Below are 24,442 nucleotides of genomic sequence, written 5' to 3' on the forward strand. Positions count from 1 at the left end.
TCTCTATGATACTAAAACTGAAGCCGTCAATTTCTTAACAGGACGTATTAACGAACCACTAAAAAAGGACTGGCAATTAACTGGGTAACCAAGGCTGATTAAAGGTGCGATGGTTTTTAAAATAGCGCTGTAGTCATCTAAATTTTTCTGATTAACTGATAAACAAGTAACAGGCTTCACTTGTTGCTGATTTTTTAGAATACGCTCAATCCATGTGCTTAAGGATTTGCCTGGGCCCATTTCTATGAAAACTGTTTCGCCTGCTTTGGCCATGCTGTTTATTAAACGCGGAAAATCAACTGGTTCTGTTAAGCATTTACTAATACTGACTGCAATTGCTTTTTCAGTGAGAGGCACAGGCAAATAACAAGAGCTTGAATACAACTGAGTTGATATTTTATGTTTAACCGGTAATGAATAGAGTGTTTGCATATTCTCATATTCACTTTTAGCCAAATCACAATGAATGATATTAGGGACATTTAAAGCAATCGCACGTACTTTTAATTGTTCAGCTAGCTTAATACATTGTTCAGGATCACCTGCAATCACAAGGCTTTCATCAGTATTAACAATGGTAATATAAACACGTGGAAAGAATGTAATAAGCGACTCAACTTGCTCAACGGTTGCCTTAAGGTGATAAGACTCCCACAGTGGTTTGTTTTTAGTCGCACTCTCATTCACATGACAAACGCCATCATCACTATCTGTAGTTGAAGTAGTTGAAGTCGCTGTCCTCGTTGCGACGGTAGAAGAAATAGAGGAAGAAACTCCCCATGCACTTTCTAAACGCTTTAAAGTCCCTGAAAGCTGCTCTGTAAAAATGCGGCTTTCACGTAATCGTTGACTCATTTTCTGAGGAGTTTTCCAACAATCAAGCGCTGCAAACATGCTTACCTCTCCCATGCTATAGCCTGCAGCACAGGTCGCCTTTATTTGTAATTGTTGTTGCCATATTGTCGTTAGTAGGCAAGCATAACTGACGCCTGCTTCTGCAATATTAGCGAGTTCTGAACGCAGTGATTTTTCAAGCTCAACCGATTGACTATAGTCAGGTTTACTTAGTAAACGTGGTGTGATTAATTGATCTTGCAGGCTAAAAGCTAAATCATCGCTGATATTTAATAGTGCTTGATAGGCTTCAGGGAACAAACGCAACAAGTCTTTGCCCATATTGACATATAACGCCCCAACTCCTGGGTAAACAAAGCTCAGCGGTTGCCGTTGTTTGTTTGCTGTTCGGCGAATAGGCTTAGCACTAAAATAACTACCGGCTGGTGTTTTCCATGGTTTATTCCATGGTGTATTACTGTCTAATGAACTTGGGATGCCAGATAATGCTAACTGTAGTTGTTTTTTTAATGTCGAAAATGAACAAGCTAATAACACAACACAGTAACAGTGTTCATCAGTACCAGATTCAGCGTCACTGGTTTCTACAGATGATTGATGTTGATATAAATGCTCTGCATATTGACGCGCAGCAAATTGTTTAAATAGTGCTAAATTTTCAAGTTCACCATACGGCTTTGAAGACAGACCTTCGTTCATTTTTTCATATAACAGATCTTCACAGAGTAGATCGTCAGATAGCAGCGCTTCGTTTAATGTGTCTATTAACTGTTCAACGCTTTGAGCACTAAAAATAACCGGCTTTGTAGTTTGTTGTGCAAGAAAACCATTGTTGATGGCATTCTGTTTCGATAAAGCACCTTCAGAGTCGGTACTTTGCTTTATAACATCATGATCTTTTGAAAGTAGTATTAGTTGATGCGATGAGTCTTCGATATGACTCGCAGCCATATAACGCTTAGTACTCTTTTCAGCTAACACGCTTTTAGATAACTGGTTTTTAGATAGCGGTGTTTTAGATAGCAATACTTTCGATAATTGTGCTTTAGATAGCTGTGCTTTAGAAAATAAGTAACTAGTAGAATCCGCTAAGCAATAAAAGCCAGAGGCTTCCCAACGTGCTTTGATTAATGAATTACCTTCTTCAATCAAACTTTGTTTAGAGCCTAAACGATAATACTGGTCTAAACATAAAATAGATGAAGCCAAAGAAATCATTGCACTAAAATGACCTGATGTGTTTTCAATACAATCAACACTTGTTAGTAATGTCGGTTTGTTTGTAAGTAAACTAGGTTTTAACGTTTCAAGGGATATTGCATTAGTTGCATCGTTAGTGACACCATTAGCGACATCATGATTTACGTTATCATCTACTTTATTGCCTATTTTACACCCTACTCTATAAGATGAAGCATTAAGGCTCTCAAATGCCAATAAGCATTGATATTGATGTTCTTTATTGGTTTGAGCCGTTAAAGATGACGTTGTTAATAACGATTCAATTTGTTCAGGCTGTAACTGATTGTCAGCAATAAAGCCTTGAATATGGTCTGAGATAACATTTGATTTGTTGCCATTAACGAAAGATGAATGCGCATTAATTTCTGCATAAACATGACATAAACTCAGCTGCTGAAGAAATTGAGCTCGTTCTTCAACTTTAGTTACCAATGGTTCAGTCATTCTGATATCTGTTAGTAGTGATTTAGCACACACTAAAACAGCAGCAACACCATCCCGTTGTAATTGATTAAGAGATAAGATAACAATAGCACGTTTATTATTTTCACTTCGCTGGTAGGCCGTTAACAAAGCATAATTCAATGACAGTGCATTAGCCGTATTAGCAAACCCAACTTCGATCCTATTGATAACATCATTTGAAGGTGCGTTTAATAAAACAAGTTCAACGTCTGAAGCGGCTAAATGATTGGTATTTAATAAACGTTCAAGCAGTAAATTAGCATCATCAACAAGTCCTAGATCATCTTGCTTTATAAGTGCGATCGGCTTATTGCTATAAAGATGGTAATCGAATGCATCAATCCCTTTGACTGATGCAAAACTTACTTCCAAACCAATCACTGCTAGCATGGTTAAGCGCTAACCTTAAATAACTCACTTAAACTTGCACTGCATGTGACTTCTGCAGCAGTTATTTTACTGATGATGTTATTATTTTGATCAATCAATAACAGATCAGCAAATACACTTTGTCCGGTTGTTTTAATAATATTGAGTTTTATAAAGAAAAACTCATCCACTTTCACTTCCCGGAACACCTGCCAAGCTGCAGTACTGGTAGGTAAACTACCCGATCCCATCTGCTTACTTGTCCATACCAACATCGCTTGATAAACCAAGTCATTGGCAAAAACATTGGTTTCTTCAAGTAAAAACTCACCCTCAGCTTGAGTAACTGATTTATCAATAACACACTCCAGCAATAAGCCTGAATCATCTAATTGATGAATATGCTTAATACCTTGTAGGCTCAGGCCATGAAATAAACTGCCATCAAGGTATAATGATGCTGCTTGTGCAGACTGTTTTTTAACGAGTTTAGGTAAAATCCCTTGATATGCTAATGGTGTATTTTCAACTAATGGTTTAGCAAGATTCACCGTACTTTTATAATGAAAAACAGGTTTACCTTGTTTATTTTCACTGCCTACGGTCACTTCAATACGTAAAGTATTGTCAGACTCTTGGATTGTTTTGCTGTTAAGCACTTTATGTTCGAGGATCTTAGTATCAATAACATATTCACCAGCTTGTGAGCCGTCAAAAACAATACCTTTAAACAGTTTAAAGTCTTCAATACCTTGATACTGATATTCTGGATATAAGCTCTCACAGGTTGATTTTAACCAAGCAATAGCACAAACCGTTGGTAAGACTTGCTGCCCATCGATTTTGTGATCGACTAGCAAAGCATTATCTAAATGATTAAAGGTTTTAATCTGTTGATGACTTGATTCTCTCAATGCATTATCATTATTTTGATCAACAATACTTTGATCGACAACTCTTTGATCCACAAGATTTTCGCTGTCAGTACCTGACATATCAGTTCCCACAACAATCTGCACACAACGATTATGTTTAGCCGCTAATTCACTGACTAATAAGCTTGCGCCAGATTGCACAGGGATAATGTAAACACCACGTTCATCAAACATACGTTTAAGTTCAGGTGTTACCATCCCGCCATCCCAAGGACCCCAGTTGAAACTTAATACCTGCGTTGTTGGGTATAACGCCTTAAATCGGTAAGCCGCTTTATTAAGGATCTCATTAGCAATTGCATAATCTGACTGAGCTGGGTTGCCATAAAAACCGGCAGCAGATGAAAATAGTACTAGATGCTTAAGCTTTTCTAACTCACAACAAGCTAATAAGGCATTCAATCCTTCGATTTTAGTGTTATAAACTTGGTCAAATTCCGCTAATGTCTTTTGCTCGATAAGCTTATCAGCCAACACCCCTGCACCATGTATAACACCAGTAATTGGTCCCCATAAATCACAGATAGGATTAATAGCCTGTTGAAGCTTTTCTTTGTCACATACATCCGCAGAAACATATTCAGCAATACCACCTAATGTTTCAATCGCTTGTAATGTTTGTGTAATTTCTCGATTAGCTAATACAGGTCTAATCATCTGCTTAATTAATTTAGGACTTGGCTTTTCACCACTATTTATTAGGTGTTGCATTGCTGCTTTCTTTAAATCACCTTCAGTGGCACTACTTAGTGACCAATCATCTTCTTGCGCTTGATAACGAGAGCGACCTAGTAAAATAAATTTACATTGATACTGGTTAGCAATTTCAATAACACAATGCGCTGTCACCCCTTTTGCGCCGCCGCTAACCAGGAAGACTGCATCTTGATCTAATTGATTTCCACTTTCTAATTGATAACTATCTGTTTCTTTTGCAACTAAAGATAAGCGTCCTTCAGTGTTGAAACCCACTTCAACTGGCAGACGTTGTTTATCATTTAATTCACCAACGACAATCTTCGCCACTTTATTAGCATTGTATTTAGTGGGAATATCTACAATACGGCAAAACACATTATCCCATTCATGCGCTAACGTTTTTACTAACCCAGATAAGCCACCTTGTACAAGATCTGCTTTTTTATCAATATTCTGAGTAGCAAAATCACCACCTTGGCGTGTTAACACTAAAAACGATGAACGGTCACCGTTATTTTTTTCATTAGCATTTTGATTAAGCTTAGTTAACTTAGCCAATAAGAAAGCCAACTGTAAGCCTTTCTTATACTGACTCTCAAAGGCAATGCCTTCTACAGCCGTCTTAGGATGTAAATAGATAACTGACAACCATTGATCTTGTGTTTCTAATACTTGGTTTAATGTTTGCTCAGTTAACTCAGATAAACTCACCTGTAAAATTGATTTATTAAAGGCTTTAGTGATTTTACTTTTTACCCAACTCGGCGTTAATACAGTGACTGTCCAACCCAATGTTGATAATTCGTTAGCTGTTGCTACTCCACTATCTAACCCATCATTTACTAATAGCAGATGTTTATTTTCAACACTTGAGTTAATACACTCAAGTGCAGCAAGCTTTTTTATTTCCACCGTTGCACTTGGTGAAGGATCTAGCACAATCGATTTTTCTGGCGTTGGATTAACATGTGTTTCTTCATTCGCAACATTCAATGAACAATGAGCATTCACTATTGGACCTGTTTGCACTGATTGCATATAACAAATAATTTCATCCAGAGTACGCATTTGCGATAACTGTTCAGCATCTAATTCTGGTAAGTCGGTGATTTCATCTTGTACTGCGCCTAGAATCTCAACACGTTTAATAGAGTCGATTCCTAGGTCCGCTTCCATATCCATGCTCAGTTCTAACATTTCTGTTGGGTAACCTGTTTTATCCGCCACTACTGATAACATGGTCTTTTCAATAACGTTAATGTCGATTGCTTGTGCATCGATAGACGACGTTGAACTAACAATTGGTGATGCATTATTAGCAGAGCTCGACACAACAGTTCCCATCACAGAGTTCATGTAAGTGACGATCTCCGCTAAGGTACGCATTTGTGATAACTGCTCAGCATCTAATTCTGGTAAGTCGGTGATTTCATCTTGTACTGCGCCTAGAATCTCAACTCGTTTGATAGAATCAATACCTAGGTCCGCTTCCATATCCATGCTTAGTTCCAACATTTCTGTTGGGTAACCTGTTTTATCCGCCACTACTGATAGCATGGTCTTTTCAATAACGTTAATGTCGATTGATTGTGCATCGATGGACGACGTTGAACTAGTAACAATTGATGTTGTGTTAGCCTTTGCATCAGTAGGATTAACAGAGCTCGACACAACAGATCCCATCACAGAGTTCATGTAAGTAACAATTTCAGCTAAGGTACGCATTTGTGATAACTGCTCAGCATCTAATTCTGGTAAGTCGGTGATTTCATCTTGCACCGCCCCTAGAATTTCAACACGTTTGATAGAGTCGATACCTAAATCTGCTTCCATATCCATGCTTAGTTCGAGCATTTCTGTTGGGTAACCTGTTTTATCCGCCACTACTGATAGCATGGTCTTTTCAATAACGTTAATGTCGATTGATTGTGCATCGATAGACGACGTTGAACTAGCAACAGTTGATGTTTTGTTAGCCGTTGCATTAGCAGGATTAACAGAGCTCGACACAACAGTTCCCATCACTGAATTCATGTAAGTGACGATCTCCGCTAAGGTACGCATTTGTGATAACTGCTCAGCATCTAATTCTGGTAAGTCGTCGATTTCATCTTGCACCGCGCCCAGAATTTCAACACGTTTTATAGAATCGATACCTAAGTCCGCTTCCATATCCATGCTTAGTTCGAGCATTTCTGTCGGGTAACCTGTTTTATCAGCCACTACAGATAGCATGGTCTTTTCAATAACGTTAATGTCGATTGCTTGTGCATCGATAGACGACGTTGAACTAGCAACGGTTGATGCTGCATTAGCATGATTAACAGCACCTGCAGAGCTCGACACAATAGATCCCATCACTGAGCTCATGTAAGTGACGATCTCCGCTAAGGTACGCATTTGTGATAATTGCTCAGCATCTAACTCTGGTAAGTCGGCTATTTCATCTTGCACCGCCCCTAGAATTTCAACACGTTTAATAGAGTCGATACCTAAGTCTGCTTCCATATCCATGCTCAATTCAAGCATTTCTGTCGGGTAACCTGTTTTATCAGCCACTACTGATAACATAATATTTTCAATAGCTTTTGTATCGATAGACGTAGCTGAATTGGCAACAATTGATGCTGTATTAGCTGAGTTCGACACAATAGTTCCCATCACTGAGTTCATGTAAGTGACGATCTCAGCTAAGGTACGCATTTGTGATAACTGCTCAGCGTCTAATTCAGGTAAGTCAGCGATTTCATCTTGCACCGCCCCTAGAATTTCAACACGTTTAATAGAATCGATACCTAAATCTGCTTCCATATCCATACTTAGTTCCAACATCTCTGTTGGGTAACCTGTTTTATCAGCCACTACCGATAACATAATATTTTCAATAACGTTAATGTCGATTGCTTGTGCATCGATAGACGACGTTGAACTATAAAGAGTTGATGCTGTGTTAGCCGTTGCATTAGTAGCATTAACAGAGCTCGACACAACAGTTCCCATTACTGAATTCATGTAAGTGACGATTTCAGCTAAGGTACGCATTTGTGATAACTGCTCAGCATCCAATTCTGGTAAGTCGGCTATTTCATCTTGCACCGCCCCTAGGATTTCAACACGTTTAATAGAGTCGATACCTAGGTCCGCTTCCATATCCATGCTTAATTCCAACATCTCTGTTGGGTAACCTGTTTTATCAGCCACTACTGATAACATTGTACTTTCAATGGCTTGAGCTGAATCTACAGATAAACCACTTAATGGCGCCACTTCGTTACTTTTCTTATTGACTGGCTGAATATCAACTGAAGGTTTAGCTTGAGCTGATTGAATGGTTTGATGTGTAGCTTGTAACTGCTGTTGTAAATTTAATGCATTAACAGGTGCTGGTTGTGTTGCACTTTTCGAAATAACTGACAGAGTTGTTTTAGCATTTTCACTGACATTAGAAGCAGTATTATTTGATGCAACATTATTAGAAGTAACATTATTAGAAGCAACATCGCTCGAGCTGGACTGATGGTGTTGAGTATTTGATACCGTATTCAACATTTGTTGCATATTATCAGTTTGATTATTCAGATACGTTTCATGAACACGCAATGTTTCCGTCTGGAAATCATGATACATGGCTAACGTTCTATCTAACCCTTCCGGTAATGTTTGTTGACCCGCTTGTTCTGCTAATACACTTTTAAAAGTATCGGCATATTGATTCGGCCCTTCCAAGTAAGCTTGGTGTACGGCCAGTAATTCAGATTGATGCTTAACAAATTGATCGACACTATTTTCTATACTTGAAGCTAATTGCTGATTGTCATTATTAGCAAGTGCACTTTCTTTAATCGATGAGCCTTGAATCGATGAAGGTTGATTCACTAATGGCTGACCTTGAGCATCAACATAAACAATCTTTTCTACAATTTTTTCAACCACTACCTCTTTAATCACTTCCTTCACAATGGGTGTTGATGGTTGTGTATTAGAGATTTTCCAGTTATCAGTTAAACCATCTTCAAAAACTTTTTTAGTTTTAGGACTAACATAAGAGGCGCCAGACAGCTTCATGGCTAAAGGTGACTTTTTAGGCGCAACGGTTGGACGAGCAATGGCAGAGTATGGGTCAATATTATCCAGTTCTACACCTAACACTGCCAATTGGATAGCAGCTTGACGTAATTGTAAATCAGCACTTTGTTTAGCATTGCTATTGGTTGCAATGCTAAACACCTCTGCTTTATCTTCTAAAATATTATCAACAAGTCGAGTTAACACATTTTTAGGGCCAAACTCTACAAAAATACGTCCACCAGCATCATATAAGTTATTAATTTCTTTACTAAATTGTACTGACTGTAAAATATGTTCTTTTAACGATGCTTTAATAGCCGCTTGGTCTTCACTGTGTGCTTCACCGGTCGCATTTGCATAAACAGCAACCTTAGGTTTGTTAAAAGTGACAGAATCGATTGCTTTAGCAAATGGTTGCTGTGCATGTGCAACCAAAGGAGTGTGGAATGCAGCAGAAACAGGTAATGCAATAACCTTAAAGCCATTGTCAGTTAACTGTGTAGTGGCTGTCGCTATTGCTTCACTGCTACCCGCAATCACTGCTTGATTGTTCGCATTATAGTTCGCGATACTAACATCTTTGATTGTTGAAATTTGCAGTTCAATTTCTGCGACATTACCAATGACTGCGGCCATCGTTCCCGCATCAAGATCACTGTCTTGCGGTGATGACATTGCTTGGCCACGCGCCATCGTTAATGCCATGTAATCAGTTTCTGAAATAACCTCTGCTGCCCATAATGCAGTTAACTCACCAAAACTATGACCCGCCATAAAATCAGCTTTAAAACCTGCTTGCTTAAAGGTATTAAATAAACCAACAGAGAAACTACCAATAGCCGGTTGTGCATACTGTGTTAAACGTAAATCCAACTCCTGCTGAGATCTTTTTTGATCGTCGAACACTGGAATGGGATAAACTATATTCGATAAATTAGCTTGGCCAGCTTGATGGAATTGCTGATCAATCGAAACCTGACTTGCCATCATGCTTGGGAAATGACAAACCAATTCGCGCCCCATATTGACATATTGCGAACCTTGGCCTGAGAATAAAGCCACCACTTTACCGGCTGTTTTTAACCCCTGTTCACGATAGTAAATACCCGTTGGTGTTGACCACTCTTTACTCTGTTCAGTTTTTAATTGTTTAATAATTTGTTCGAGCATTTGTTTAGCTTGTGTTGCATTTTTTGCTACAAAGCCACAACGAACGTGATCTTCTTTGATCTTTTTAACTGGATGAGAAACAACTAACTGATTAAACGCATAAGGTTGCAGTTCAACATCAACATTGATCGCCTTTAATTCAGCTTCAATCGTATTAATTAAGTCAGCTTTGCTATTCGCAGCGATTAAGAAGGATTGTGCAACTTCATTTAAACGATAAGCCCCCTGTTGAGTTGACGTATATTCTTCCAACACTAAATGGAAGTTAGTCCCCCCAAAACCAAATGAACTAATACCAGCCTGACGTTTTATCCCATCAGCACGTGGCATCCAAGGGCGCGTTTCAGAGTTGATATACAGCGGAGTATTTTCAATGTCTAAATTTTCATTAGGTTTATCAACGTTAATGGTCGCTGGTAATACTTTATGATGCAATGCCAGTGCAGCTTTGATTAAACCTGCTGTCCCTGCCGCCGCCTTAGTATGGCCGACTTGAGATTTAACAGAACCTAATGCGACATGCTGTTTTTGATCATTATTCTCACTAAACAGTAATTCTAAACCTCGGAACTCAGCAGCATCACCCGCTTTAGTCCCCGTACCATGGGCTTCGATTAATCCACACGTTCTTGGATCAAAACCAGCATCTTGATAAGCACGCTTTAAGGCTTTTAATTGCCCTTCTGGGCGTGGTGCATAAATAGATTTAAATTTACCATCAGACGAACTACCAATACCTTTAATCACTGAGTAGATACGGTCGCCATCGCGTTCAGCATCTTCTAAACGTTTTAATGCAATCATTCCCACGCCTTCACCGATCATCATACCGTTTGATTTATCATCAAAAGGACGAATACAATCGCCATCCGTGAACGCAGGTGTTTTAGAGAATGACATGTACATGAAAGGCGAGTTATCACAACAGATACCGCCTGATAACATCATATCTGAACGATATTCTAAAAGGTCTGACACCGCCATTTTAATTGCCGCTAAAGAGCCTGCACACGCAGCATCAACAACGCAGTTAGTGCCACCCAAGTTAAAACGGTTAGCAATACGTCCAGCGATAACATTGCCTAACATGCCTGGGAATGAATTCTCTTCCCACGGAATATAAGCACTTTTGAATTTATCAACAATGATATTGGTATCTTCAGCATTTAAACCAGACGCTTTTAATACTTTTTCTAATACCGGGCCTTGCAAGCGAGACATTAATTGCCCACCCTGCTTTTGACCGCCACCAACACCTAATGTAATACCCATTCTATCACGGTCAAAGCTACTTTCTTCACTGACACCCGCATCTGCTAGCACGTCACGCGCAACGACTAATGCCATTAACTGCGTAATATCGGTTAATTCTAATATGTTCGGCGGTAAGCCAAACTCCATTGGGTCAAAGTCAATTTCAGGTAAGAAACCACCACGTTTACAATAACTCTTATCCGCTTCTTTTTTATCAGCTGAATAATAGTCATCAATCGCCCAACGATCTTCAGGCACATCTTGAATGCCATTAACAGAGTTAACGATGGTATCCCAAAATTGTCCAAGGTTTTTACTCTCCGCAAAAACCGAAGCCATACCAACAATTGCAATCGGCGTTTCTTGTAAGCGAGAGTTAATACGCTTATCTGACGCTGTGTTGGTGGTTTGCTTTTTTGACATTATTTTCTCCAATGGCATTACTATTAATTTGCTGAATTTTACTGTTCACTCAACAAATGAAATCTGCTTAAAAATTCATTATAATTTGCCGCTAATAAACGACGAATATGGAATGGTGCGTGCTTTAAAACATGTTTCATATAACGTCTTGCAGCATCCGCTTCATCGTCTTGATATAAATCCACATAAACCCACTGACTGTCAGGGTCATTAGCGATTAATAGACGATGTTGCTTAATATTTTTTTCTGACTTTAACTCTGACTTTTTATCAAGATCAGGCAACGTTGTTACGCTCACTTGCACGACATCAGAACAAGTTAAACTACGTGTTTTTGCTGTTCGCGCATGGTTAGCAAGCTCACTGCTTTGTTCTTTATTCACTTCTTCGAGACGTAATTGATTTAAGACGTCTAACATCGCTTGTGGATTAACCACTGAATTCATTACTTTGTCGGAAGTATTATCTTGAATCGCAACGCTTACCTGTTGCTCAAGCTCAATCAATTCACCAGCAGGGTCAATATCGGCTAATTTAGAAACACCATGTCGTTTCAAACAACGCTGTAGACCGGCACGGGATGTGTTTTCATTGATAAATTGACGACAAACTTTTAATAACTCGTCGAGAGAGAGCATCAAATGGCTACGTAGTTGCACCACAACATATTGTTGTTGCAAGGTGAGTGTTGTTTTAGAGTGTTTCGGAATATGAGAAGCATCTTCAAGCGTTTCACGTTGGCGCCATTTACGCACAGTAGATTCAGATATCTTTAAAAGACGTGCTAATACTGCCGTCGGCAATTCAGAAGCGCGAATAAAAGCTCTAATTTCTGGAGTGGTTGTTGCGTTTTTATGTTGCTTGACGGTCAATAGAATAAGTTCACTAAAACAAAAAAGTAGCACTAATATACACAGGTATCATGCCCTATACAATCTACCGATACTTTTAATTAACTTAATGCTAGATACTTCATATTAAAAGATAAATCCCTCCTTTAATATTTGTTACCTAGCACAAATAAAAACGGCCTCATGACGTTAATCATGAAGCCGTTTATAGTTATAGATTTTAACTGTTTTTAGCTTCTACATTCTGTATTCTTCTTAAAAGTACCATTTTGTAATAAATAGACTCTATAAAGAAATAAGATTAAACACGGTTCAACACTTTACGAGCGGCTGATGTTTTAACGTGTGTGTAATAAAGCGGTAAGCCAACTAATAATAAACCACCAGCTAAATTACCTAATACCGTTGGAATTTCATTCCATAATAAGTAATCGTAGACAGTAAAATCACCACCCATGATCATTGAGAATGGGAATAAAAACATATTAACAATTGAATGCTCAAAACCCATGTAAAAGAACAGCATAACAGGCATCCACATTGCCGCCATTTTACTACCCGCAGACGTCGAAATTAATGCACCAACAACGCCCATTGACACCATCCAGTTACATAACATGCCACGAATAAAGATAGTAAACCAACCACCAACGCCATGTGCTTGATAACCTAAAGTACGTGATTCACCTATACTACTTACTTTAGCAGCGATAGCACCACCATCAGCAGAATAACCATAAGTTAAAATAAATGACATCATAAATGCAGTCGTCATCGCTCCTGCAAAGTTACCAATGAACACTAACCCCCAGTTGCGCATAACACCAGAAAGCGTCACGCCCGAACGTTTATCCAGTAACGCTAACGGCACTAAAGTAAATACACCAGTTAACAAATCAAACTTCATTAGATACAACATGATGAAGCCAACAGGGAATAAACAAGCCCCTAATATTGGACTGCCCGTTTTTGTAGCAACAGTAATTGCAAAGACTGCCGCTAACCCTAATATAGCCCCGGCCATAAATGCGCGTATTAACGTATCTTTAGTTGACATGAAAACTTTTGATTCACCAGTATCAACCATTTTTGTAACAAATTCTGTAGGTTCTAAATAAGACATAATTTTCTCACTTTTATTATGTGGTAAGTATTTATATAAAATACATTAACAAATCACTTACCTTTATATTCAACATACTTGTTGAGGAACAATCCTTGCGTACTTTTATTACTTCTTTTATTACTTTAATCTTTAAACCGTTTACCAAGCTTTATAAGGTAAGAATTTCCCATTAAGCGTGACAATTACACGATCACCTTTTGGATCTTCTTGTTTATCTACATCCATAGTGAAATCGATCGCACTCATGATGCCATCACCAAATTTTTCTTGAATTACTTCTTTTAACGTATCGCCATAAACACCAACGACTTCGTAAAGGCGGTAAATTAGTGGATCTTGCGGTACGGCTTTGTCCCATTCTTTTGTTGGATTCTCCAGCAAAGTCGCTTTGCTATCCACGGGCAAGTCTAAGTATTTAATCAATTTATCAGCCGCTTCTTCAGTAAAGCTGTTCATACCTAAGCAAGCAGAGGTCGTCCATACAATAGACATACCTATCGCATCAGAAATAGCTTCCCACGTTAGCTCTCTGTCTTTTTTAATTGCAAATATTGCTTCTGTTACATCAATTTTTTTCATTTTCTTTCCTTACTGTTTTTTATTTACCGTTTTGGAATGTATGAAATAGCACGATAATTAAGATTAAACCGCCCGATAATGGTGCAAAAATATCAACCACTATTATCTAACATCTCGTTACACCACTGCTGACAACCTTCTTTATTAAATTAATAGTTGTCTATGTTTATACATTGCATTAAGTATGCCAATAGACAAGAAATCATTAACTTATTGTTTTTTAATCAATTTAAAAATACTTAATGAAACAATTAACCACGAAAAAACGTTGAGCAACGATTTAAAGTTGCTAATGCAACGAAATATCGTTGATTTGGCTTAATAGTTGCTTTGCCATAAGCTATTAATTTTGAATATAAAATAAGGCTGTGCTTAATATGTTGAACCAACTGTTCTTAAATGCTCCAACAGCCATGTTACTGATTGACCCGATCAACGACCAAGTATTGGCTGTTAACCAATTAGCTGAAAAAACATTTGGATTAAACGAAAGAGATTTAAGACAAAAGAAAGTCACTCAGCTATTCCAAAGCTGCATAGACAAGTTACATTTATTTACGCAACAAGTGTTAACTCAAGGTTCAGCTTGGAGTAGTGATTTGAGTATTGATATAGAACATAAAACTATATATTTAGGAATCAATGCAACTCAATTAGAGTGCAATATTTTATTGAGCTGCGAAGATAACCACATAACGTTTAAACGCCACTTTAACGCGATTATTGAATCTAATTATCAGTCTGGATTTTTTCATTGGAATAAAGATGAAACTATTTTCGAGCAAATAGAACGACAGAATCAACTTTTGCTGACAGCCGTCGGTGATGGTATATACGGTGTAGATTCACAAGGTAAAACCACTTTTGTGAATGAAGCTGCCGAACAAATCCTAGGTTGGACTAAACCCGAATTAATGGGTAAGAAAATACATGACATTATTCATCACTCACACCTTAATGGCAGTCACTATGAAGTACATACCTGCCCTATTTATGAAGCTTTTAATGACGGAGCCGTACACAGTGTTGATAACGAAGTATTTTGGTCGAAAACAAACAAACCGATTCCAGTGGAATATACCAGTACCCCGCTCACTGAAGAGGGTTCTTTAATCGGTGCGGTCGTTATCTTTCGAGATATCACCGAACGTAAACGAATTCAAGATAAACTATTAACAGCACTAAAAGAAGTTGATGCCCTTAAACAACGCTTAGAGATGGAAAATGCTTATCTACTTGAAGAGATAAATGCAGATTTTAATCATCAATACATGATTGGTAAAAGTATTAAAATCAAACATATGATGAACCAAATCGAATTAGTCGCCCCGACTAATGCCAATGTGTTAATTGTTGGAGAATCGGGTACAGGTAAAGAGCTTATTGCGCGATCTATCCATGAAGCCAGTCAACGTAATGTAAGGCCACTCATTCGCGTTAACTGTGCAGCCATTCCATCAGAATTATTTGAAAGTGAATTTTTTGGCCACGTTAAAGGCGCTTTCTCTGGGGCAATTACAGATCGAGTCGGACGCTTTGAGTTAGCCGATGGTGCCACTATCTTTTTAGATGAAGTAGGCGAAATACCACTACAACTACAGGGGAAATTATTACGAGTATTACAGGAACAACAATTTGAACGTGTCGGTGAATCTAAAACACGCCATGTTGATGTGAGAGTGATTGCAGCAACCAACAGAGATTTAAAAAAATTAGTTGAAAAAAACAAGTTTAGAGAAGATCTGTATTTTAGGTTAAATGTATTCCCTATTAAATCACCACCATTGCGAGAACGAATAGATGATTTACCTTTATTAGTAAAACACTTCATCGATAAGATTTGTTTACAACTCAATCAATCAACACCTAAAGTCTCCTTATCGCAAATGCAATATTTACAAGATTATGCATGGCCGGGCAATATTCGTGAGCTTGAAAACATTATTGAACGCCAGATCATTCTGTCTAAAAGTAATAAATTAAGTTTTGACTTTTTAGGCAAAGAGGCAAATAGAAGCAATATCAATATTGACCGAAATCTTAATACCAATGTAATCAGTGCAATACAACATAAACAATTGGAGAAAAGCAATTTAGAACAAGCTTTAAAAGATTGTAATGGCAAAATTTACGGTGAAGATGGTGCAGCAGCGTTATTGGGATTAAAACCTACAACCTTAAGTTCTAAACTCAAAAAATACGCGATTAACCGACTAGTATTTGTTTAAATGAAAAAATTAACTAGGGTCATTAATTTTCATATCAGGTTTTTGAATAAAACGAGATTCCATGAGCTAGTTTATTGGTGCGTAAAGCGCTATATGAGTAACTTAACGCTGCTTTGAGTTAATTATATGATAATGAAGAAGAAATAGGAAAAGCAGATATAATAGTATTGATTACTTTTCCTATTAAACTAAAATAATTTACATTTCGATAATACCAATGGAATTAAATAAGTGTTCAGAAATTGCGCAGGAAAAATTAACGCTAAGAAGGCGTGAGTTGTAGAAGATAGTTGTTCTCACTTCAAAACTCAGAACGCAGTTAGGGGTAATTTTAACCAGCAAGAATGATCACCTTATTAATTCTTTTGGTATAACTATAAAGCAATGTATATGAATGCTTTTAATACTTTCATAATTGATTAAGTTAACTTGCAAATAGCGCTTATTTTTTCAGCTCTAACTCTGCACTGTAAATCAAGTCATCACAAATTAACGTGAGTGTTTTAAAGTCTTTAAATATCTCAAGGTCAACACTATCGAATAACCAAATAGAGAATACAAAATCAGAATCGATGGTTGCTCTAGCAAATGGATTTATTAGCCCCACTTTTTGATAATCATTAATACCTAATGCCGCTTCACAAGAACCGTGTTTTTCATTTCTTAATTTTGCTTTTTGCTCACTGCTATATAATGTTTGATCAATTTTAAACATTAACGTTGGAATACCTAGCTCAGTAATAAGAATGAAGTCTCCAAAATCTCCCTCTTTGGAGTATCCAGGGACATCACTCCAATCACGCTTTTTAGATTTAAGTAACAGTTTAGGTATTTCAGGTAACGTCTTAGGCATAGTACTAAGAAAAAAGCGAGTCGATGGGCTTATTGATTGATCGACATTATTCCAATTTGACATCAGTAATAATGAACCTCCAACAATCATAATAAATAAAGCACTTAATGCTAACTTTAACTGTCCTGCAATTTTAGAGACATCTGAGTCAGCAGTAAGCTTACGAATTTGTGCATTAGCTTCATCTAAACAATCTGTTTTAATTCTAACTTCTTCGATCAACTGAAGAACTTGAATCTTTAATGATTCCGGATCTAGTGTTGTTTCATCGACGGCAACTTCTTCAGAAGGCAAATAAACAAAATGCTCGTTACCTCCACCGTTCATTACTTTTTTATAAGCAATATGAACAATTTTAAATAATTCACTTGTTCCAGACTTATCCGGATGGATTTTAAGCGATAACAATTTGAATTGTTTTCTGATCGCTTTATTTGACCAAGAGTCATTTGTCCCTAAAATATCATGGTTATTCATTTTAATGAGGCACTTATTAGCTAGGTATTGGGATTAATGATTCAATATGACGCCTATTATTTTTGTCATTATTTAACCATCATTTCACATCTGAATTTAGATCCATCTTTAATAAACTGATTGTGACACTCAGAAACATTAAAATCAAAAAAATAACCATAAAACAACCATAAAACAAATAGATATCTTAAAAAATAAATGAAAAACATCATTTTATAATATAATTACTTCTTTATGATTAGAAAAATAATGAAATATCTAAGATAAAGAAGTACAACAAAAAGCACTGAAAAAAAAGTGCAAATTTTAGAAATCGCAAAGGCTCATAGAAAATAAATTTTAAACGGAACTACATAAAATAAATAACGACTTAAGTTCTATATAATACTTTGACTACATGCCAACCATGCTTTGTTTTTACGAGATGTGGGGTGATTAATTCAGCAGTAAAACAGACTTTATCAAAAGCAGGTACCATTTGACCTTTTTTGAATTCGCCTAAATCACCTCCTTTTTTGCCTGACGGGCAAGTAGAATATTTCTTTGCTAACGTTTGAAATTTAGCGCCCTTCTTTAACTGAGCAATAATATCTTCTGCTTTGTCTTGATGTTTTACTAGGATATGAAGTGCTGATGCGGTTTTAGCCATGATTTAAATCTCTTTTTAGACAATATTACTTTTCATAATTATACCTGTATTTTAGCTAATAACTATTATTCACTGATAACTATTAGTGTGGTTAAGCGGCGAAGGAAGTTGTCACTAAAAGGAGTTTAAAGAAGTTAATAACCGTCTAATAAATGCTTAAAGGGGAATCTATACACCTTTAAATAATTAAAACGATGACTCATCATTTTAATCTTGAGCATTTCTCTGTTCAATACTGCTATATTGAGTAATGGATGGATGCACTCATTATCAATAACCTCACTAAATTGATCAGTCATTATTAACAATAAAAAAACGTTCAAACCATTATTAAATCTCAACCAAACAAGCATAAAATGATTCGCTAAAACTAACGAGGTTTAGAATTAATGACATTTTTAATAAAATAATAAGCAATATAACCAATAATAAAAGTTGTACTGACAATCACTGCGACACCTGCCGCCACAACGGGATCATCCAATAACATAGCGAAAAATTCCATTCTTAGCTCCTTAATGACATTGAGTATTAACATTTGTTAATACAATGCAGGTAGTCGCTATATTGTTATTGCGTACTAACTACGTAGTGACAATATATTTAAAGAAAGCATTAACAACTTTGATTTGAATCAGGATAAAGCGGGATTCAAGCGAAGGATTTAAAGAGGTTAAATAATATGTGATCGGTAACTGAATTTTATTTGAAATATTCCTTAGAAAGGTAATTAATCGATGGTCAAATTGCTCTGAGTAAACGATTGTTTAGTGTCAGTTACTAAAATGACAATAGCGATTAAACAAGCGAAGCTAGATATTAAAAAAGGCCAATGAAGAGAGAAATAATGAGCAATAAAACTCGCCATTAATCCAGCTAAAACGCCAGCCCATTTTCCCCACGCATCAAACCGTCCGAAAAACAATCCTGCTGGATGCTGTTGTAATTGTTGGGTGAGTAGTAAATGTAAACCGCTATAACAAAGCAACATACCTAAACCAAATAATAGGCGGTAATAGATAAGACTATCCATATTCTGTAAACTAAACTGTCCCATACAAGCTATCCCTAATAGAGAAAAACCAAATAAACTTTGCTTTTGTGCCGATAAAGTTAATTTTCCGATAAAAAACACAAATAATAAATACACAAGATGAGGCAAGCTATAATAAAACCCAACCATGCTATCACTACATTTTCCTAATGTTTGTACATAAGGTAAGAAATAAGGGAAAGTTACCACCATTGAAAAACAAAATAGAAACTGTAAAAAAAGTAATTGAGTAACAATGTTTTTTTGGTTTTTCTTATTTTTCAAGTCAACAATTGTCTTACTTTTTAAATCGTCTCTTTGCAAAAACAGGCTTACTAACAATGCACTCAAAGGTAATAAGGATAAATAACGATAGATATTTAACGGTTCAGCTATTTGTGTAAATAACCCTAATAAGATAGGGCCAGTTACTAATGCTAAACGAGCTGAAAACTGTGTTAAATTAAGACTTTTAGCTAATGCTAAGCCTTTATATTGACTGCTAAGGTAAGCATTTGAGGCAGCAAGTGTTCCGCCACTGATGCCTTGTACTATTAAACCAAAACAAAATAGCCATAAGTTATCTGCAAACCCTGATAATAAAAAACCAATTGTTAGTCCACCTTGCGCCCTTAATAACGACTTTTTCTTACCATATTTATCTGCAAAACGCCCCCACCAAGGAGCAGTTAACGCAGCACACAAAGGTGGAACAATAAACATGACACCTATCAAGTATTGCGATTCACCTTCAATCAGACTACTTAACATTCTCGGCATAAATAAAGGCATACCTAATGCAGTAAAAGCAGTTAAGAAATGACAAAATAAAATAATATAAACAATGCGCATGACATACTCTAAATTAAAAATAAGATGATCTTTTGGTTATTCTTTTTTCCCAATAGATAAAGCAATCTTTTATATACAATGACTTTAAATTATTGGTATATAACCGTTATCGCTCAAGGTGCTTGTTCAGTCGTTAGCTTGGAATCCAAATCATGGCGTAACATAATGACAATGACGAGTCCTTATTGAAGGTTGCAACGTAGAGTTAGTTTTCATCCTAACGACTTAGAAGGCAAGCTCTAAAGCAAACATATTAGTGGTTAGAAAGTGTCGATTTAACTCGTTAGATCGTTCTCTTTTTGCTTAGAACCTGTTCACTCAACTGCTTGCTGAATGTTGCAGCTTGAGTGGTAACGGGTATATATGTAAATGTAATTTTTCAAACAACAACATTTATTGAATTATGAGCAGATGATAATATTTACTAAAAAATACTTTAATTTATCTAGACCATATTAGATTTAAATAACATTAATAATTACAAACCCATAATGACAAACAACCATTATATCTCATAAAATCTAATGACATCATACACGATAACAGTTATCATTTTCATATAGTTATTAAATGGATTTAAAGATGTTCTTTCGCTTACCTTCAATATTATTAGCCCTGCTACTCATTTTTTTTAGTTATCAAGTTAACGCCGTCACTATTAAACACCAATCAGGCACATTAACACTTGAGAAAACACCTAAGCGTATTGTTGTGTTGGCCTTCTCGTTCGTCGATGCACTTGCTATTGCAGGCGTTTCTCCTGTGGGTATCGCTGATGATGGCGATAAAACACGGATCATTAAAAGCGTTCGAAACCTCATTAGTGATTGGAAATCAGTTGGCTCTCGTTACCAACCTAGTTTAGAAGCGATTTCAGATCTTAAACCTGATTTAATCATTGCCGATAGTGGTCGCCACAGCTCTATCTACAATGGTTTATCGCTTATAGCGCCAACATTGATGCTTAAAAGTAGAGGCGTAACTTACCGTGAGAATTTAATAGAAGCACAAAAAATTGCAGCTGCCATTGATAAAACTGAAGTCGTAAATTTACGATTGAAACAACACTACCAATTAATGTCTGATTTTAAAGATCAACTTAATACAGAAGAAACATATCAGTTTGCCATTATCAGCGACAAAGGAATGTGGATGCATAGTCAATATGCTTATGCTGGCAGTGTTATTAAAGCATTAGGATTAAACAGTTCGTTAATTAATAATTCCAAAAAAGCTTACTTACAAACAAGCTTTGAGCAGCTGTTAAAAACAAACCCTGATTGGTTATTTGTAGGGCAATATACTCAAACAACCGTTATCGATAAATGGAAAAAAAATCCACTTTGGAAGTTATTAGCTGTCGCAAAATCAGGCCAGTTAATTACAACATCTCCCAATATATGGTCATTAAGTAGTGGTGTTTTAGCTGCTGAAGCAATTGCAAAAGAAATTACTGAATTCAATAACAAATAATACTTAGGTGTTTAGGTCGATTTAAACACGGTGTAACTACATTATGATTTTCAGCAATGAAAAATCTTAACTTTCATTGTAAGCCAATAATTTTTAGACAATTTAAAGCTTGCTACTCCTGAAGCGAGATATCTATCTAATTGTCCCTAATCGCTGAGATAAATCTGCTTTATTAAAAGGCATCTCGATCTGTATTAACAAGCACACCAAGAAAGTAACTTTGAATAATTAACACTTGATCAAATTAAGTAATGAAAAATAAAATTATTGAAGCAATATCAATAACTTAACAGTTAACTTTAAAAAATATCTTTTATTTAAAGACAATTATTATCAATGACCTGATCGTCAATAAACAAATCTTCATCTATTTACAAAACAATAGTTAATAATCCTTGCGATCCAAATGAAATTGATTATCATTAGCTTTTATTAATAGAGATATTATTTATCACTAAAATACTGGTTCTTCATAAATCTATCCTCAAATTCATTAATAGATAAATGAAAGGTTTTAACTTATGTCCTCTTTCATTAATTTTTGATGTGTTACGAGTAGAATTAATTCTAATTTAAATGCAACCACATAAATTTATTTGTTGTTAATTTTAATATTCAAACTACTCAAAAAGCATGTTGAAGATGGCTCTATTACTTTAATAGAAAAGACTCAAAAACTATTATTTAAAGTGTTAAAAAATAGCCTAAAAAACTCACTATAAGCTATAAGGAAATAAAGAATGAAAGGTAAAACAGTTCACTTCAAAATGACAACGCTCTCAGTTGCTATTGCTACAGGACTTATCTCAAGCTATGTACAAGCAGATGAAGCAGATAAAATTGAACCAATTGTTGTTACGGCGAGTGTTTTAGGTAACTCTGAAGTTGAAGATATTAAATTATTTACAGGTAGCCGTAGTATTTTAACATCAAAAGAATTGGAAAAAACAGGCGCTCGATCTATTGATACAGCCCTTCAACAAATACCGGGTGTAAAGATCTTAGATGAAACAGGTACAGGTGTTCTACCTAATGTATCTATACGTGGTGTAACATCAAGCCGTAGTGGCCATGCTCAATTCTTATTAGACGGTATTCCTCTAAGTCTTGCTCCGTACAGTCATAATGGGCAATCTTTATTTCCTGCAACCTTAGAAATGATTGATCGTATTGATGTTGTACGTGGTGGTTCAGCAGTGCAATACGGTCCTAATAATGTAAGTGGTGTTATTAATCTTATTTCTAAACCTATTCCAGAAGTATGGACAACAAGTTTAAATGAAAAGGTAACTTTTTTCGGCAACAAAAAAGTACTTTATGATACTTCTTTTAGCACGGGTGGTTCAGTTAATGAATATTTTGATATTCGTTTTAGTGGTAATATTTTAAGCGGAGAATCATTTAGAGATCACTCTGATACAGATGTGCAGAATTGGATGTTACAAACAAATTGGAAAATTAGTGATGACAAATCATTAGCAACAACTCTACAATATTATGAGGCAGATACAGAATTACCTGGAGCCTTAAATCCAGCAGCCTATAAAGAAGATAGAATTCAATCATTACGTACTAACGATGCATTTGATGCTAACACCATCCGTTTATCAACAACTTACAATCAAATATTAGGTGATATTGGTATTGCTGATTATGCTGAATTTGATTTGATCACTTTTGCTAATAAAAGTGACCGAGAATTTTCATTTGAAAATGATGCCAATACTTTAACTCCTCCAACACTATTCCATACTGCCCCACGAGAGTTTGAGATTTTTGGAATTGAACCTAGAGCAACAGCTTTTATTGATGGGGAGATAACACAAGATTGGATAGTTGGGACTCGTTATGTACATGAAGATATTGATCAAAGTCTTAATCGATTTTTTTATGATGGTGTGACCGAACCAAGACTAATACGCAATAGAAAAGTAACCACTAATGCAATGGCTTATTACGTAAGTAATAAAATTGGATTTTTTGATGACCGTTTTGTAGTAACCCCTGGCGTAAGATACGAAGATGTTAATTTGTCTTATAATGAAGTTGTCTCCGGCGCACAACAAAAACAGCACATTAAAGAAGTGTTACCTAGTTTAACACTAGGTTATACGTTATCTGAGCAATGGTTTGCTTTTGCAAATGCACAAAAGTCATTACGTACACCACAAGTATCACATTTAACAAGCACAACACAAATTGATTCAATAGACCCTGAAATTTCATGGAACTATGAAATAGGGACTCGTTTTACACCAACGCATAATAGCAGCATTAACTTAACTTTATACCGCATTGATAATAAAGATAAAATAGAGTCGAACAGTACCGGTACACAATTTGAAAATATTGGTAAAACTCGTAGCCAAGGGGTTGAAATTGAAGGACAGTTTTCACCAGAAAACTTACCAGAATTAACCTTACGAGCTTCTTACAACTATCTTGATACAGAACAACTTGAAGGTGATAACAAAGGTAATCAACTTCAAGATGCTTCAAAACATCAACTCTCTGCAAGTGCTTTTTACAACTATAACGATATTGATTTAGGTTTAAGTGCCTACTATTACAGTAAAGCATTTTCTGACTCAGCAAATACTGTTGAGGAAGATGAAACGGGTGAAGTCGGTGAATTACCAGCTTATACTGTCGTTAATTTAACAGCGGCAACTGAATTATATAAGAAAGGGACACAAAGCTTAACAGCGAGTCTCGCCTTAAATAATGCATTCGATAACGACTATTACTTTAGAGGGTTAGATGTTTCTGCCATTGGACGGATACCAGCACCAGGACGCTCTGTATCTTTAAATCTTGGTTATAAATTCTAAATCTGATTAA

Annotated in this window: 12 protein-coding genes; 3 read left to right on the forward strand and 9 right to left on the reverse strand. The window is 36.2% G+C overall.

Going from position 1 to position 24,442, the window contains the following annotated elements:
* Positions 1–3: 3 nt before the first annotated feature.
* From V6255_RS01470 to cynS, 5 genes are all read right to left on the reverse strand, one after another.
* Entirely contained in the window at positions 4–2,952 is a 2,949-nt protein-coding gene (locus V6255_RS01470) for a hypothetical protein (RefSeq protein ID WP_341626551.1), read from the reverse strand.
* Between the two features lie 2 nt (positions 2,953–2,954).
* The gene (locus V6255_RS01475) at positions 2,955–11,480 is read right to left on the reverse strand and encodes an SDR family NAD(P)-dependent oxidoreductase (protein ID WP_341626552.1); all 8,526 of its coding nucleotides are present in this window, start codon (positions 11,478–11,480) and stop codon (positions 2,955–2,957) included.
* Between the two features lie 38 nt (positions 11,481–11,518).
* The gene (locus V6255_RS01480) at positions 11,519–12,352 is read right to left on the reverse strand and encodes a helix-turn-helix domain-containing protein (protein ID WP_341626553.1); all 834 of its coding nucleotides are present in this window, start codon (positions 12,350–12,352) and stop codon (positions 11,519–11,521) included.
* Between the two features lie 280 nt (positions 12,353–12,632).
* Positions 12,633–13,454, reverse strand: a complete 822-nt coding sequence (locus V6255_RS01485) for a formate/nitrite transporter family protein (protein ID WP_341626554.1) — start codon at positions 13,452–13,454, stop codon at positions 12,633–12,635.
* 141 nt (positions 13,455–13,595) lie between these two features.
* Positions 13,596–14,036, reverse strand: coding sequence for a cyanase (cynS, locus tag V6255_RS01490; protein ID WP_341626555.1), 441 nt, complete (start codon positions 14,034–14,036; stop codon positions 13,596–13,598).
* Positions 14,037–14,413: 377 nt separating this feature from the next.
* On the opposite strand from cynS, the gene V6255_RS01495 reads away from it, so the two are divergent.
* On the forward strand, positions 14,414–16,264 hold the full coding sequence (locus tag V6255_RS01495; protein ID WP_341626556.1) for a sigma 54-interacting transcriptional regulator: 1,851 nt from the start codon (positions 14,414–14,416) through the stop codon (positions 16,262–16,264).
* 442 nt (positions 16,265–16,706) lie between these two features.
* On the opposite strand, the gene V6255_RS01500 is transcribed toward V6255_RS01495, so the two are convergent.
* The 4 genes from V6255_RS01500 to V6255_RS01515 form a co-directional block, all read right to left on the reverse strand.
* Positions 16,707–17,594 (reverse strand): J domain-containing protein, encoded by an 888-nt coding sequence (locus V6255_RS01500; protein WP_341626557.1) that lies wholly within the window; start codon positions 17,592–17,594, stop codon positions 16,707–16,709.
* A gap of 370 nt (positions 17,595–17,964) precedes the next feature.
* Complete coding sequence (gene ppiC / locus V6255_RS01505) at positions 17,965–18,243, reverse strand: peptidylprolyl isomerase PpiC (protein WP_025564430.1); 279 nt, start codon at positions 18,241–18,243, stop codon at positions 17,965–17,967.
* Positions 18,244–18,613: 370 nt separating this feature from the next.
* The gene (locus tag V6255_RS01510) at positions 18,614–18,748 is read right to left on the reverse strand and encodes a hypothetical protein (protein ID WP_341626558.1); all 135 of its coding nucleotides are present in this window, start codon (positions 18,746–18,748) and stop codon (positions 18,614–18,616) included.
* Positions 18,749–18,973: 225 nt separating this feature from the next.
* Positions 18,974–20,128 (reverse strand): MFS transporter, encoded by a 1,155-nt coding sequence (locus V6255_RS01515; protein ID WP_341626559.1) that lies wholly within the window; start codon positions 20,126–20,128, stop codon positions 18,974–18,976.
* Between the two features lie 582 nt (positions 20,129–20,710).
* Here V6255_RS01515 and V6255_RS01520 point away from each other — a divergent pair.
* Positions 20,711–21,601: a Fe(3+) dicitrate ABC transporter substrate-binding protein gene (locus V6255_RS01520; protein ID WP_341626560.1), complete on the forward strand. Its 891-nt coding sequence runs from the start codon at positions 20,711–20,713 to the stop codon at positions 21,599–21,601.
* Between the two features lie 740 nt (positions 21,602–22,341).
* Positions 22,342–24,432, forward strand: coding sequence for a TonB-dependent siderophore receptor (locus V6255_RS01525; RefSeq protein WP_341626561.1), 2,091 nt, complete (start codon positions 22,342–22,344; stop codon positions 24,430–24,432).
* The last annotated feature ends 10 nt before the right edge of the window (positions 24,433–24,442 follow it).

The organism is Psychromonas arctica (assembly GCF_038155225.1).
Lineage (GTDB): Bacteria > Pseudomonadota > Gammaproteobacteria > Enterobacterales > Psychromonadaceae > Psychromonas > Psychromonas arctica_B.

Excerpts from the sequence above, each read along its gene's own strand:
- V6255_RS01470 (WP_341626551.1), bottom strand. The coding sequence starts at position 2,952 with ATGCTAGCAGTGATTGGTTTGGAAGTAAGTTTTGCATCAGTCAAAGGG.
- V6255_RS01475 (WP_341626552.1), bottom strand. The coding sequence starts at position 11,480 with ATGTCAAAAAAGCAAACCACCAACACAGCGTCAGATAAGCGTATTAAC.
- V6255_RS01485 (WP_341626554.1), bottom strand. The coding sequence starts at position 13,454 with ATGTCTTATTTAGAACCTACAGAATTTGTTACAAAAATGGTTGATACT.
- cynS (WP_341626555.1), bottom strand. The coding sequence starts at position 14,036 with ATGAAAAAAATTGATGTAACAGAAGCAATATTTGCAATTAAAAAAGAC.
- V6255_RS01495 (WP_341626556.1), top strand. The coding sequence starts at position 14,414 with ATGTTGAACCAACTGTTCTTAAATGCTCCAACAGCCATGTTACTGATT.
- V6255_RS01500 (WP_341626557.1), bottom strand. The coding sequence starts at position 17,594 with ATGAATAACCATGATATTTTAGGGACAAATGACTCTTGGTCAAATAAA.
- ppiC (WP_025564430.1), bottom strand. The coding sequence starts at position 18,243 with ATGGCTAAAACCGCATCAGCACTTCATATCCTAGTAAAACATCAAGAC.
- V6255_RS01510 (WP_341626558.1), bottom strand. The coding sequence starts at position 18,748 with ATGGAATTTTTCGCTATGTTATTGGATGATCCCGTTGTGGCGGCAGGT.
- V6255_RS01515 (WP_341626559.1), bottom strand. The coding sequence starts at position 20,128 with ATGCGCATTGTTTATATTATTTTATTTTGTCATTTCTTAACTGCTTTT.
- V6255_RS01520 (WP_341626560.1), top strand. The coding sequence starts at position 20,711 with ATGTTCTTTCGCTTACCTTCAATATTATTAGCCCTGCTACTCATTTTT.
- V6255_RS01525 (WP_341626561.1), top strand. The coding sequence starts at position 22,342 with ATGAAAGGTAAAACAGTTCACTTCAAAATGACAACGCTCTCAGTTGCT.